The sequence below is a fragment of the Maritimibacter sp. genome, assembly GCF_016774595.1.
Lineage (GTDB): Bacteria > Pseudomonadota > Alphaproteobacteria > Rhodobacterales > Rhodobacteraceae > Maritimibacter > Maritimibacter alkaliphilus.
In genome coordinates, this window is record NZ_JACBWT010000002.1 from 1431097 (window position 1) to 1443964 (window position 12868).

General features: G+C 65.8%; 11 protein-coding genes. 7 read left to right on the top strand and 4 right to left on the bottom strand.

What is annotated here, in order from left to right; genetic code table 11:
• Nucleotides 1–84 precede the first annotated feature (84 nt).
• From HOY44_RS18155 to trpC, 3 genes are read right to left on the bottom strand one after another with little or no spacing between them, the layout of a single operon-like run.
• On the bottom strand, nt 85–1257 hold the full coding sequence (locus HOY44_RS18155) for a molybdopterin molybdotransferase MoeA (RefSeq protein WP_287436678.1): 1173 nt from the start codon (nt 1255–1257) through the stop codon (nt 85–87).
• Nucleotides 1254–1736 (bottom strand): cyclic pyranopterin monophosphate synthase MoaC, encoded by a 483-nt coding sequence (gene moaC / locus HOY44_RS18160; RefSeq protein ID WP_287436680.1) that lies wholly within the window; start codon nt 1734–1736, stop codon nt 1254–1256. The genes HOY44_RS18155 and moaC overlap by 4 nt, the downstream gene beginning before the upstream one ends.
• Nucleotides 1733–2533, bottom strand: coding sequence for an indole-3-glycerol phosphate synthase TrpC (gene trpC / locus HOY44_RS18165; RefSeq protein WP_287437274.1), 801 nt, complete (start codon nt 2531–2533; stop codon nt 1733–1735). Before trpC ends, moaC begins: the two co-directional genes overlap by 4 nt.
• 171 nt (nt 2534–2704) lie before the next feature.
• On the opposite strand from trpC, the gene HOY44_RS18170 reads away from it, so the two are divergent.
• The 7 genes from HOY44_RS18170 (at nt 2705) to HOY44_RS18200 (ending at nt 12270) form a co-directional block, all read left to right on the top strand.
• Nucleotides 2705–3673, top strand: a complete 969-nt coding sequence (locus HOY44_RS18170) for an XdhC family protein (RefSeq protein ID WP_287436682.1) — start codon at nt 2705–2707, stop codon at nt 3671–3673.
• Nucleotides 3673–4668: a molybdopterin-binding protein gene (locus HOY44_RS18175; protein ID WP_287436684.1), complete on the top strand. Its 996-nt coding sequence runs from the start codon at nt 3673–3675 to the stop codon at nt 4666–4668. The genes HOY44_RS18170 and HOY44_RS18175 overlap by 1 nt, the downstream gene beginning before the upstream one ends.
• A 122-nt stretch (nt 4669–4790) precedes the next feature.
• Nucleotides 4791–5276, top strand: a complete 486-nt coding sequence (locus tag HOY44_RS18180) for a (2Fe-2S)-binding protein (protein ID WP_040884415.1) — start codon at nt 4791–4793, stop codon at nt 5274–5276.
• A gap of 36 nt (nt 5277–5312) precedes the next feature.
• Entirely contained in the window at nt 5313–7679 is a 2367-nt protein-coding gene (locus HOY44_RS18185) for a xanthine dehydrogenase family protein molybdopterin-binding subunit (RefSeq protein WP_287436687.1), read from the top strand.
• A 15-nt stretch (nt 7680–7694) separates the two neighbouring features.
• Nucleotides 7695–8477, top strand: coding sequence for an FAD binding domain-containing protein (locus HOY44_RS18190; protein ID WP_287436689.1), 783 nt, complete (start codon nt 7695–7697; stop codon nt 8475–8477).
• Nucleotides 8478–8678: 201 nt separating this feature from the next.
• Nucleotides 8679–10628 carry an OmpA family protein gene (locus HOY44_RS18195; protein ID WP_287436691.1) on the top strand — a complete coding sequence of 650 codons (1950 nt, stop codon included), beginning with the start codon at nt 8679–8681 and terminating at the stop codon, nt 10626–10628.
• A gap of 97 nt (nt 10629–10725) precedes the next feature.
• Entirely contained in the window at nt 10726–12270 is a 1545-nt protein-coding gene (locus HOY44_RS18200) for a glutamate synthase-related protein (protein WP_287436693.1), read from the top strand.
• Nucleotides 12271–12326: 56 nt separating this feature from the next.
• On the opposite strand, the gene infC is transcribed toward HOY44_RS18200, so the two are convergent.
• Nucleotides 12327–12821, bottom strand: coding sequence for a translation initiation factor IF-3 (gene infC / locus HOY44_RS18205; protein WP_008329151.1), 495 nt, complete (start codon nt 12819–12821; stop codon nt 12327–12329).
• Nucleotides 12822–12868: the final 47 nt, after the last annotated feature.

A 12868-nucleotide genomic window follows, 5' to 3' on the forward strand; every position in this document is an offset into this window, starting at 1 on the left:
GGCTGCCCGTTATGTTCTCTGACCACACAGGTCTGTTCGGGTAAAGTTCTACCCGTGTTCTCGTTTCGTGTCAACGATATGCAATCAGAGGGGGAGGTATTCGACGATCTCGCCCTTGCCCCGTTCCGGGTCGTTGGGCGGCCGGACGATCAGGGCGTTCGCGGTGGCGAGGACCGACAGAAGGGCCGAATCCTGACGGTCCGTCGCCGCGATCCCGGCCTCGTCCAGAACCGCGCGCATGTAATGTTGGCGCGGGCCGTTCGCGGCCAGATCGGCGGTGAGCGTCGCGGTATGGGGCGTGACCGGTGCGGCGGGCAGGCCCAGCATGACGCGCAGCGCGGGCAGGATGAAAACCGTCCCGCAAACCATTGCCGAAACGGGGTTTCCCGGAAGTCCGATCATCGCGGCATCGCCCAGCTTGCCCGCCATCAGCGGTTTGCCGGGGCGCATGGCGACCTTGTAGAACGCCTGTGCCATCCCAAGGTCGGCCGCCACGGCACCGACGAGGTCGTGATCGCCCACAGAGGCCCCGCCGATGGTCACGACCAGATCGGCGCTCGCCGCGAGGCCCAGGACGAAGCGCAGGCTTTCGGCATTGTCGCGCGCAATGGGCAGGAGGCGGACGGTCGCGCCCTCGGCCTCCAGCATCGCTTTCAGGCCGAAGGAGTTCGACGCGATGATCTGGTCGGGGCCGGGCTCTTCGCCGGGCATGACCAGTTCGTCGCCCGTGGCGATCAGTGCGATGTCGGGCTTTCTGGCGACGGTCACCTGCGGCACGTTCATTGACGCGATCAGGGCCACGTCGCGGGGCGACAGGCGGCGCGGGGCCGTGACCGTGTCACCGACGCGGAAATCGTTGCCAGCGGGCCGGATGTTCGCGCCGGGGGACAGGTCGCGGTGCAGGGTGATGAGCGATCCGCGCAGGTCCACGTCTTCCTGAATGATGACCCTGTCGGCCCCCTCCGGCACGGGTGCGCCGGTGAAGATGCGCACGGCCTGACCGGCACCCACCTTGCCCGTGAACCGCTCGCCCGCCTTGGCCTCGCCGATCACCTTGAACTGCGCTTCCGGGTCGGCCTCGACCCCGCGCAGGGCGTAGCCGTCCATGGCGGAGGCCGGGAATGGCGGCTGGTCGCGCGTGGCGGTGACGGTCTTGGCAAGGATGCGGCCCGCGGCCTCGGCAAGCGGGACGGTTTCGGTGCCGACGGGGCCGACGAGGTCGAAAATCCGCCCCAGCGCCTCTTCGACCGAAATCACGGCTTCGCCTCGTAAGTGCCTGACTTGCCGCCGGTTTTGGCGAGAAGCTTGATCCCCTCGATCCGCATCCCCTTTTCGGCGGCCTTCAGCATGTCATAGACGGTGAGCGCGGCGGTCGAGACGGCCGTCAGCGCCTCCATCTCGACACCCGTCTGGCCGGAGGTCTTGACGGTCGCGGTGATGCGCACGCCGGGAAGCTCTTCGTCCGGCACCAGATCGAGCGCGACCTTGGTCACGGGAAGCGGATGACACAGGGGGATGAGGTCCGCGGTTTTCTTGGCTCCCATGATGCCCGCAAGCCGCGCCACGCCCAACACGTCACCCTTCTTGGCGGTGCCGTCCATGACGAGTGCCAGCGTGGCGGGTTCCATGATGACCTGTCCGGTCGCGATGGCGGTCCGGTCGGTGATCTCTTTCGCGGAGACGTCGACCATATGGGCCTGACCGGCCTCGTCGAAATGGGTGAGCTTGCCGCTCATGCCGGCACCGGGTCCTTGAGGATCGCGCGGGTCGCGGCCTCCACATCGTCCTGCCGCATCAGGCTTTCCCCGATCAGGAAGGCGCGTGCGCCGACCTTGGCCATGTCGGCCAGATCTTCGGGCGTGAACAGGCCGGATTCGCAGACCAGAAGGCGGTCTTTCGGGGCGATCTTCGAAAGCGCGCGCGTGGTGTCGAGCGTGGTCTCGAAGGTCTTGAGGTTGCGGTTGTTGATGCCGAGGAGCGGCGATTTCAGCGCGCTCGCCCGCTCCAGTTCCTCGGCATCGTGCACCTCGACCAGAACGTCCATGCCCCACTCGAACGCGGCTGCCTCAAGCTCGGCGGCCTGCGCGTCCGAAACGCTGGCCATGATGATCAGGATGCAGTCGGCGCCAAGCGCCCGCGCCTCGGCCACCTGATAGGTGTCGTACATGAAATCCTTGCGCAGCGCGGGCAGGGTCGTCGCCGCGCGGGCGGCCACGAGGAATTCGTCCGCACCCTGAAACGACGGCGTGTCGGTCAGCACCGACAGGCAGGTGGCGCCCCCGGCCTCATAGGCTTTCGCAAGCGCGGGCGGGTCGAAATCGGGGCGGATCAGGCCCTTGGACGGCGAGGCCTTCTTCACCTCCGCGATCAGCCCGTATCCGGTATCGGCGGCCTGTTGCAGCCGGGTGGCGAAACCGCGCGTGGGCGTGGCGTCGCGGGCGGCGGCCTCGACCTCGGACAGGGGCCGGGCGGCTTTGCGCGCGGCCACGTCTTCGAGTTTGTAGGCCTTGATCTTGTCGAGCACGTTGGTCATGCGCACGGGTTTACGCAGGGCGCGGGACTTGGGCAAGTTGCTGTTGGCAAAATCTGTGCGGCCTGGCCCCCGCGCCTCAGACTTTGGTCGAAGGCTCGGCGCTGACCACAGAGAGGGACTTGCTCTTGTGCGGTGCGGGGGGCAGGGTCGGGGGTGAGTGGAGGACCATTGATGGACCGGTTTGACGATATTCCCGAGGTGGCATTGGATTGGCATCGCGCCGGGAAGGGCGCGGTTCTGGCCACGGTCGTCCAGACTTGGGGGTCGGCACCACGGCCCGTGGGCAGCCAGCTTGCGGTGTCGGGCACCGGGGAAATTCAGGGCTCGGTCTCGGGCGGTTGCGTCGAAGGTGCGGTGATCGTCGAGGCCTTGGAAGCGGTCGAGGACGGCAAATCCCGGCTCCTGACCTTCGGCGTGTCGGACGACGAGGCCTTCGCGGTCGGGCTGGCCTGTGGCGGCACGATCCGGGTGCTGGTCGAGCCGGTGGGCCAAGCGGTGTCAGAAGAGGTTCTGGCGGACCTCGTCGACAAGCGCGCGGCGCGCAGGCCGGTGGGCTACGTGGTGAACACCGGGACGTGGGAGCGCAAGCTCGTGGGCCGGGAAGATTATCCCGAACGGTTCCGGGGCGATCGGTCGGGGTTCGAGGAGGACGAACAGACTTTCGTCGCCGTCCACAACCCGCCGCTGCGTATGGTCGTGGTCGGGGCCGTCCACATCGCGCAGGCGCTGGTGCCGATGGCGCGGCTCGCGGGATACGATCCGCTCATCATCGACCCGCGCGGGGCCTTCGCGCAGGAGCACCGCTTTCCCGGCGAGGACATCCGCGAGGATTACCCGGACGAGGTGCTGCCGGACTACGGTCTCGACACGCGCACGGCGGTGGTCACTTTGAGCCACGATCCCAAGATCGACGACCCGGCCATCGAGGCGGCGATTGCGTCGGAGTGCTTCTACCTCGGCTCATTGGGATCGACCCGCACCCATGCCAAGCGGGTGGATCGGTTGAAGGCGCGGGGGTATTCCGACGACCAGATCGCCAGAATTCATGCGCCCGTGGGGCTGGATATCGGGTCGAAAAGCCCCGCCGAGATCGCGATTTCGGTGATGGCGCAGATCACGCAGGTGCTGAGGCAGGGCTGATGGAGTTCGGCGCGGTCACGGTAGGCGAGGCCGCAGGTGCCGTTCTGGCCCATTCGGTCGCCTTGCCCGGTGGCAAGCTCAAGAAAGGCACCGTGCTGAACACCGATCACGTGGCGGCGCTTGGCGCGGCGGGCATCGCGCGGGTGACGGTCGCGCGGATGGGACCGGGCGATCTGGGCGAGGACGAGGCGGCGATGACGCTGGCCCATGCGCTCGTGGACGGGGGCGAGGGGCTGCGACTCTCGAAGCCCTTCACCGGACGGGTCAACATCCACGCGACGAAGATCGGGCTGGCGCATCTTGATGCCGACAGGCTTCACGCGGTGAACGCGGTCGACGATATGGTGACGCTTGCCACGGTCCCCAACTGGCGCCGGATGGCCGAGGGGGGGATGGTCGCGACGGTCAAGGTCATCGCCTATGGCGCCGCGCGTGCGTCGGTCGACAAGGCGGCGGCGCTGGGGCGCGGCGCGGTGCGGCTTGCCCCGGTGGTGACGCCCGATGCCACGCTCATCGTCACCACCCATGACGCAGGGTCCGGCGAGGAGACCGGCAAGGGGTTCAAAGCTATTGAGGGGCGACTCACTTCGCTTGGCATGACGCTGGCCGATACCGTGCAGGTGCCGCACGACGCCCAAGCGGTCGCCGACGCCATCGGCGCGGCGAAGACGGCGATGATCCTCGTGCTGACCGCGTCGGCCACGTCGGACCCGGCGGATGTCGGCCCCGAAGCCCTCAGGCAGGCCGGCGGGCAGGTGACCCGCTTCGGGATGCCAGTCGACCCCGGAAACCTGTTGTTTTACGGGGCGCTCGGGGATGGGCGTCCCGTCATCGGCCTGCCGGGCTGCGCCCGCTCACCCGCGATGAACGGCGCCGACTGGGTGCTGGAACGGCTCGCCGCCGGGCATCCGCCGACCAGCGCCGAGGTCGGCGCGATGGGAGTCGGCGGGCTGTTGAAAGAGATACCCACACGAAAACAACCCCGGGGAGGATGACACTTTAGGACTATAGCAATCGGTCACGGAAAATTGCCAAATCAACAGGGATTTACATCGAGATACCCGGTTCTCAGAGGCCGGGATCGGTGGTCTAGTACAGGTTCAATAGGGAGGATCTCATGACGAATGTAACCATGACGATCAACGGCCGCTCGGTTTCGGGCACGGTCGAGGGTCGCACATTGTTGTCGACGTTCATTCGCGAAACCGCCGGGGCGACCGGCACGCATGTCGGCTGCGACACCGCGCAGTGCGGGGCCTGCACGGTGCACGTGAACGGCGCATCGGTGAAAAGCTGCAATATGTTCGCGATGGAAGCCGACGGGGCGGATGTGACGACGATCGAGGGTATGGCGAATGCCGACGGCTCGCTCGGCACGATCCAGCAGGCGTTTCAGGATCACCACGGGCTTCAGTGCGGCTTCTGTACGCCCGGCATGGTGATGACCGCCGCGGCGCTGCTGAAGGAGAACCCGACGCCCACCGAGGGCGAAGTGCGGGAATACCTGTCGGGCAACCTGTGCCGCTGCACCGGCTACCACAACATCGTCAAGGCGATCATGGCGGCGTCCGGTCAGGACGTGTCGTCGATCGCTGCCGAATAACGGCGCACAGCCAGCGACAATCCAGGGAGGATTACCATGCCAGCAGATGGTGGTATCGGCGCACCGATGAAGCGCCGCGAAGATGTGCGGTTCCTGACGGGAACCGGGCGTTACACGGACGACCTCAACCGGCCCGGACAGGCCTATGTCTATTTCCTGCGCTCGAGCGTGGCGCACGGGAAGATCAACAGCGTGAACACCGAGGCGGCGGCCGCCATGCCCGGCGTGATCCGCATCTTTACCGGTGCCGATTTCGAAGGCATCGGCGGGCTGCCCTGCGGCTGGCAGGTGACCGACAAGCACGGTCAGCCGATGCAGGAGCCGGGCCATCCGGTTCTGGCGCAGGGCAAGGTGCGCCACGTGGGCGACCCGATTGCCGCCGTGGTCGCGGATACGCTCGATCAGGCGCGTGACGCCGCCGAGGCGATCGAGGCCGACATCGAGGAACTTCCCGCGGTCATCGACATGAAAAAGGCGCTCGAGGACGGCGCGCCCAAGGTGCACGACGATCTGACGTCGAACCTGTGTTACGACTGGGGTTTCGTGGAAGAGAACAAGGGCGCCGTGGACGAGGCCTTTGCGAATGCCGCACACGTCACCACGCTTGAGCTGAAGAACCAGCGCCTTGTCGCGAACCCGATGGAGCCGCGTGTGGCCATCGGCGACTATGACCCGGCGGGCGATAACTCGACCCTCTACACGACCTCGCAGAACCCGCATGTCATCCGGCTTCTGATGGGCGCCTTCGTGCTGGGCATCCCCGAGCACAAGCTGCGCGTCGTGGCGCCCGATGTGGGCGGCGGCTTCGGCACCAAGATCTTCCACTACGCGGAAGAGGCGTTCTGCACCTTCGCGGCGAAACAGCTTCGCCGTCCGGTCAAATGGACCTCGTCGCGGTCTGAGGCCTTCATGTCCGACGCGCATGGGCGTGACCACGTGACCAAGATCGAACTGGCGCTGGATGCGGACAACAACTTCACCGCGCTGCGGACCGAGACCTACGCGAACATGGGGGCTTATCTGTCCACCTTCGCGCCTTCGGTTCCGACATGGCTGCATGGCACGCTGATGGCAGGCAACTACAAGACGCCGCTGATCTACGTGAACGTCAAGGCCGTGTTCACCAACACCGTGCCGGTCGACGCCTATCGCGGCGCAGGTCGCCCGGAGGCCACGTTCCAGCTGGAACGCGTGGTGGACAAGGCCGCACGTGAGCTGGGCGTCGATCCCATCGCGCTCAGACGTCAGAACTTCATCACCCAGTTCCCCTACGCGACACCTGTCGCCGTGGAATACGACACGGGCGACTACGAAGCGACGATGGCCAAGCTGGAAGAGATCGCCGATCTGTCGGGCTTCGAGGCGCGTCTCGAAGAGTCGAAGAAGAAGGGCAAGCTGCGCGGTCTCGGCGTGAACTGCTACATCGAGGCTTGCGGCATCGCGCCCTCGCATCTCGTCGGCCAACTCGGCGCCCGCGCGGGTCTTTACGAATCCGCCACGGTCCGGGTGAACGCCACCGGCGGTCTGGTCGTCATGACCGGCTCGCACAGCCACGGGCAGGGGCATGAGACCGCGTTCCCGCAGGTCATCGCGGAAATGATCGGGATCGACCCGTCGATGGTCGAGATCGTGCATGGCGACACCGCCAACACCCCGATGGGCATGGGCACCTACGGCTCCCGCTCGCTCGCGGTCGGTGGTTCGGCGATGGTGCGCGCGACCGAGAAGATCATCAACAAGGCCAAGAAGATCGCGGCCCACCTGCTTGAAGCCTCGGAAGGGGATATCGAGCTCAAGGATGGCGCGTTCTCGGTCGCAGGCACCGACAAGTCGGTCGCTTGGGGGGATGTGACGCTCGCGGCCTATGTGCCCCACAACTATCCGCTCGAGGACATCGAGCCGGGGCTTGAGGAAACGGCGTTCTACGATCCGAACAACTTCACCTATCCGTCGGGCGCCTATGCCTGCGAGGTGGAGGTCGACCCGGAAACCGGCAAGGTCACCATCGAAAGCTTCGCGGCTGCCGACGATTTCGGCAACATCGTGAACCCGATGATCGTGTCCGGGCAGGTCCACGGCGGCATCGCACAGGGCATCGGGCAGGCGCTGCTCGAGGGTTGCGTCTATGACGAAGACGGCCAGCTTCTGACCGGCTCCTACATGGACTACGCCATGCCGCGTGCCGACGACGTGCCGTATTACGCCGTCGATCACTCCTGCCAGACGCCGTGCACCCACAACCCGCTTGGGGTGAAGGGCTGCGGCGAGGCTGGCGCTATCGGCTCGCCCCCCGCGGTGGTGAACGCCGTGGTCGACGCGCTGCAACGCGCGGGCAAGACCGAGGTCACCCATATCGACATGCCGCTCAGCCCGTCGCGGGTCTGGGCCGCGATAAACCAGTAAGGAAGGACCGACACCATGTACGCATTCGAACTGGAACGGCCGACCACGCTGGCCGATGCGATCAAGGCTCTGGGCGGGGAGGAGGCGCAGCCCCTCTCCGGTGGTCAGACCCTCATCCCGACGTTGAAACAGCGTCTGGCGATGCCTTCGACCCTCGTGTCCCTGACGGGCATCGACGAGCTCAAGGGTATCAAGAACGAGAGCGGCACGCTCACCATCGGCGGGGCGACCTGCCATGCCGACGTCGCCAAGGACGGCTCCTACCCGGCGCTGTCCGACCTTGCGGGCCACATTGGCGACCCGCATGTGCGCAACCGGGGGACAATCGGCGGCTCGCTCGCCAACAACGACCCCTCGGCCTGCTATCCGGCGGCGGCGCTCGCCTCGGGCGCGACCATCGTGACCAACAATCGCGAGATCGCGGCGGACGACTACTTCACCGGCCTGTTCGAGACGGCGCTGGACGAGGGTGAGATCATCACCGGCGTCAAGTTCCCGATCCCGGAAAAAGCGGCCTACGTGAAGTTCGAGCAGCCCGCGTCGCGCTTCGCCCTTGTCGGGGTGTTCGTGACCAAGGGCGCAAACGGCGTTCGCGTCGCCGTCACTGGGGCCTCGGAAGGCGGCGTGTTCCGCTGGAGCGAGGCGGAAGAGGCCCTGTCGGCCAACTTCGCCCCTTCGGCGCTCGAAGGGCTCTCGGTGCCGGCGGACGGCATGATCGGCGATCTGCACGGCACGCCGGAATACCGCGCGCACCTTGTGGCTGTCATCACCAAACGCGCGGTGATGAAGGCGGGCTGACGCCAGCCCCACATTTGAAAACGACGCCGCGTCCCCTTGGGGCGCGGTTTTTCTTTGTTTCGCCTAAACGCGCGTGTTTTCAGCGGATTACCGCTGAGGTGTCTCATTTTCTTGCAGGTCGTCTAGGAACTCGACCCATACCTTCGACGTTGATGCGCCAACGAAGCCCAAGGCTCGGGCAGAACACGGAGATACCAAAACATGCTCAAGAACGCTCTGAAATCGACCTCGGTCGTCGCACTGTGCACGGCGCTGATGACGCCGCCGGTGCTGGCTCAGGATGCCGAAGAGAACCTCGAAGAGTGCACGGTCACCGGACCGTTTCCCTGCGTGACCGAAAACGGCGTGCGGGTCGAAAGCGCAATGGAACTCGCCAAGGAAACCCTGATGCCCAGCGAGGCGGAGGAAGGCGAGCAGGCCGAGACCGCGCCGCAGGAACCGGAAACGCCCGCTGAACCCGCGACGCCGGATGCGCCGGGTCAGGACGTGGCCGATGAAACGCCCGCCGCCGATGCGCCGGGACGGGCCGACGCACAGGCCGGGGCCGAAGTGGAAGCGGAAGCCGAAGCGGAAGCCGACGATGAAGGCTTGGTCGAAAACCTCGCCAACGATCTGGTGGACGCGGGCGAAGAGGCCGCCGATACGGTTCAGGAAACCGCCGAACAGGCTGGCGACGCCGTCGAACAGACCGCCGAGGACGCGGCAGATGCGGCAGAGCAGACCGCCGAAGATGCGGCCGACACCGCGGAAGCTGCGGCGGACGCGGCTGAAGAGGAAGCCGGCGACGCGGCGCAGGAGCTGGCCGAAGAGCTGCCGGCAGACGAAACCGTGGAAGCCGAAGCCGAAGCGACCGCAGAAGCGGAAGCCGAAGCCGAAGCGACGAGCGACGAAGACGCACTGGCCGACGCGCTTGAAGAAGACGCGAACGCCGAAGCCGAAGCCACCGCCGAAGCCGAAGCCGAAGCGTCGGACGAGGAAATGACCGCGGGCGAGCGGATCGAGGAAGAGACCTCGGCCGAAACCGCGCAGGCGCCGTCAGCCCCCGAAGAGCCGATGGAAGATCAGGCGCCCGAAGCCGCCGCCGCTGCGGATGCCGAGGCGGAAGCCACGGACGAAGACATGGCGTCGGATGAAGACGTCGTCGTCGAAGAGGTGACCGAAGCCGAAGCCCGGTCCTCGGGTGAGGAATTCGAAACCACGGCGACCGTGACCGAAGAAGCTGCCGCGTCGAACAATGGCGGCAACAACAACGGCTCGGGTCTGAACCGCCAGCTGACCGATTTCGAAAAGCTCGTGCTTGCCGGTCTTGGCGGGATCGCCGTCGGCACCATCCTCGCCAATGGCAAGGAAATCGTGTCGAACTCGGGTGACCGCATCGTGGTTCAGAACCCCGATGGCACCTATCAGGTGCTGAAGAACGACGACACGATCCTGCGTCAGCCGGGCGTCGTCGTCTCGACCAAGTCCTACAACGACGGTTCGACCCGCACGGTCGTCGAGCGTGACAACGGCGTGCGCATCGTGACCATTCGTGCCGCGGACGGCACCGTGCTCAAGCGAACCCGCGTCATGCCGAACGGCGACCAGTACGTGCTGTTCGACGATACCGTCGAGGCGCAGCCTGTCAGCCAGCAGGACGTGCAGGACTATGAGCCGATCGACGACATCCGCGCGTCGGATTCGGACGAGGCGGCACTGCGCGAGGCCCTGATGGCTTCGATGGATCGCGATCCGGGCCGCACCTATTCGCTGCGTCAGGTGCGTCAGTTCTCGGGCGTGCGTGACCTCGCCCCCGTGATCGAAGTGGATGCGATCACCTTCGACACCGGCTCGGCCGTGATCCGGTCGGGGCAGGCGGAAGAGCTGGCCGCTTTGGGTCAGGCGATCCGCAGCGTCATCGAAGAGCGTCCCGACGCGGTGTTCCTGATCGAAGGTCATACCGACGCGGTCGGTGGCGCGGCCTATAACCTCGCCCTGTCGGACCGTCGTGCCGAAAGCGTGGCCCTCGCGCTGACCGAGTACTTCGATGTTCCGCCGGAGAACATGATCACGCAGGGCTACGGGGAAAGCGAGCTTAAGATCGTGACCTCGGAGGCCGAGCGGCAGAACCGCCGGGCCAACGTCCGCAACATCACGCCGCTCCTGCAATAAGCGGTTGAAAGATCAAGGATTTGGGCGCGAGGATTTGATCCTCGCGCCCTTTTCATGCGTAATCGAATAAAGGAATTCAAACAGAGAGGTCAGCCAGATGGCAAAGGACGAGGTTCCGATCATCGCCGCCAAATCCCCCGCCGAAGTGGAGCTTGAAGAAGGCAAGGAATACTATTGGTGCCGCTGCGGGCGGTCGCAGAACCAACCCTTCTGCGACGGCTCCCACAAGGGCACCGGGATCACACCCGTCGGCTTCACCGCCGAGGAAAGCGGCACGGCCTATCTGTGCCGGTGCAAGGCGACGGGGGATCAGCCCTATTGCGACGGCACCCATGCCAAGCTGGACGACGATCTCGAACCGGGCGACCCGTCGCCCGTGAACGACGGCGACGGCGCGCCCGAGGCGGAACCGACACCCGAGGAGCCGACCGTCGCGCGCATTCACGACATGGCGAAGAACGGGCTGAAGGGCCAGCATGGCGAGGTCGGCGCGATGGGGGTTCCGCGCAAAGACTTGCCGCTGTGGGACGATATCCAGATCCTGCCCGCGCAACTGGCCCGAAAACCGCTGATGGACGACGCCCATGTGGCGACGGAAACGGTGATCGGCCCGCGCGCGAAAAAGCCGCTGATGCTGAACATCCCGCTCTTCGTCACCGACATGAGCTTCGGCGCGCTGTCGCCCGAGGCCAAGATCGCGCTTGCCAAGGGGGCCGAAGCCGCTGGAACCGGGATCGCGTCGGGCGAGGGCGGCATGCTTCCCGAGGAGCAGGCCGAAAACTCGCGCTACTTCTACGAATACGCCTCGGCCGGGTTCGGGTGGTCGCCCGAGATCGCCGAGATGGTTCAGGCGTTCCATTTCAAGGGCGGGCAGGCGGCCAAGACGGGCACCGGCGGGCATCTTCCGGCCTCCAAGGTCACCGACAAGATCGCCGAGGTGCGCGGGTTGGAGAAAGGGCAGGACGCCGTTTCGCCCGCCACCTTCCCGGACCTCGATACGCCAGAAGACTTCAAAAAGATCGCCGACGAGGTGCGGGAACGCTCGGGCGGCATCCCCATCGGGTTCAAGCTGTCCGCCAACCATATCGAGGACGACATCGACTTCGCGCTGGCGGCCAGCGCCGACTACATCATCCTCGACGGGCGCGGGGGCGGCACGGGGGCGGCGCCGCTGATCTTCCGTGACCATATCTCGGTCCCCACGATCCCGGCACTCGCCCGGGCGCGGGCGCATCTGGACCGAAAGGCCGGGCGCGAAATCACGCTCGTCGTCACGGGCGGGCTGCGGGTGCCGGAGGATTTCGTCAAGGCGCTGGCGCTCGGGGCCGACGCCGTGGCTCTTGGCAATTCCGCGATCCAGTCGGTCGGCTGCGTGGGCGCAAGGATGTGCCACACGAACAACTGCCCCACCGGGGTGGCCACGCAGAAGGAAGAGCTGCGCAAACGGCTCGACGTCGAGGTCGGTGCCGCCAAGCTTGCCCGGTTCTTCGGCGCATCCACGCAACTCATGCAGGTGATGGCGCGCGCCTGCGGGCACGATGCGCTCGCCAAGTTCTCGCCCAAGGATCTGACCACGTGGAAACGCGAGGTCGCGCAACTGACGCGCATCCGCTACGCGGGCCTCGCACAAGAAGGCGAATGACCAACGAAAAAGCCCTGCCGGATCGGCAGGGCTTTCTCACGCCATGATGGGCGGTGTTACTTGGTCAGCGGCCCGATCATCATGATCATCTGGCGGCCTTCCATCTTCGGCATGTTCTCGACCTTGCCGATTTCCTTCACGTCCTCGGCGACCCGTTCCAGCAGGTCGCGGCCAAGGTTCTGGTGCGCCATCTCGCGCCCCCGGAAGCGGAGCGTGACCTTCACCTTGTCGCCTTTCTCAAGGAACTTCACGACGTTCTTCATCTTCACGTCGTAATCGTGCACGTCCGTGTTCGGACGGAACTTGACCTCTTTGACCTCGATGGTCTTCTGCTTCTTGCGCGCTTCCGCTTCCCGCTTCTGGGTCTCGTATTTGAACTTGCCGAAATCCATGATCTTGCAGACCGGCGGGGTCGCATTCGGAGAGATTTCGACGAGGTCGAGACCGGCTTGTTCGGCCAATTCCATGCCCCGCTGCGGGGACACGACGCCGACGTTTTCGCCTTCGGCACCGATCAGTCGAATTTCAGGGGCCCTGATCTTTTCGTTCACTCGGGGGCCGGTATCGCGCGTTGGCGGCGCGTTGTGGGGTCTACGGG

What these genes read in the sequence shown, in the direction of transcription:
- moaC (WP_287436680.1), bottom strand. Translation starts at nt 1,736, where the DNA reads ATGAGCGGCAAGCTCACCCATTTCGACGAGGCCGGTCAGGCCCATATG.
- trpC (WP_287437274.1), bottom strand. Translation starts at nt 2,533, where the DNA reads ATGACCAACGTGCTCGACAAGATCAAGGCCTACAAACTCGAAGACGTG.
- HOY44_RS18170 (WP_287436682.1), top strand. Translation starts at nt 2,705, where the DNA reads ATGGACCGGTTTGACGATATTCCCGAGGTGGCATTGGATTGGCATCGC.
- HOY44_RS18175 (WP_287436684.1), top strand. Translation starts at nt 3,673, where the DNA reads ATGGAGTTCGGCGCGGTCACGGTAGGCGAGGCCGCAGGTGCCGTTCTG.
- HOY44_RS18180 (WP_040884415.1), top strand. Translation starts at nt 4,791, where the DNA reads ATGACGAATGTAACCATGACGATCAACGGCCGCTCGGTTTCGGGCACG.
- HOY44_RS18185 (WP_287436687.1), top strand. Translation starts at nt 5,313, where the DNA reads ATGCCAGCAGATGGTGGTATCGGCGCACCGATGAAGCGCCGCGAAGAT.
- HOY44_RS18190 (WP_287436689.1), top strand. Translation starts at nt 7,695, where the DNA reads ATGTACGCATTCGAACTGGAACGGCCGACCACGCTGGCCGATGCGATC.
- HOY44_RS18195 (WP_287436691.1), top strand. Translation starts at nt 8,679, where the DNA reads ATGCTCAAGAACGCTCTGAAATCGACCTCGGTCGTCGCACTGTGCACG.
- HOY44_RS18200 (WP_287436693.1), top strand. Translation starts at nt 10,726, where the DNA reads ATGGCAAAGGACGAGGTTCCGATCATCGCCGCCAAATCCCCCGCCGAA.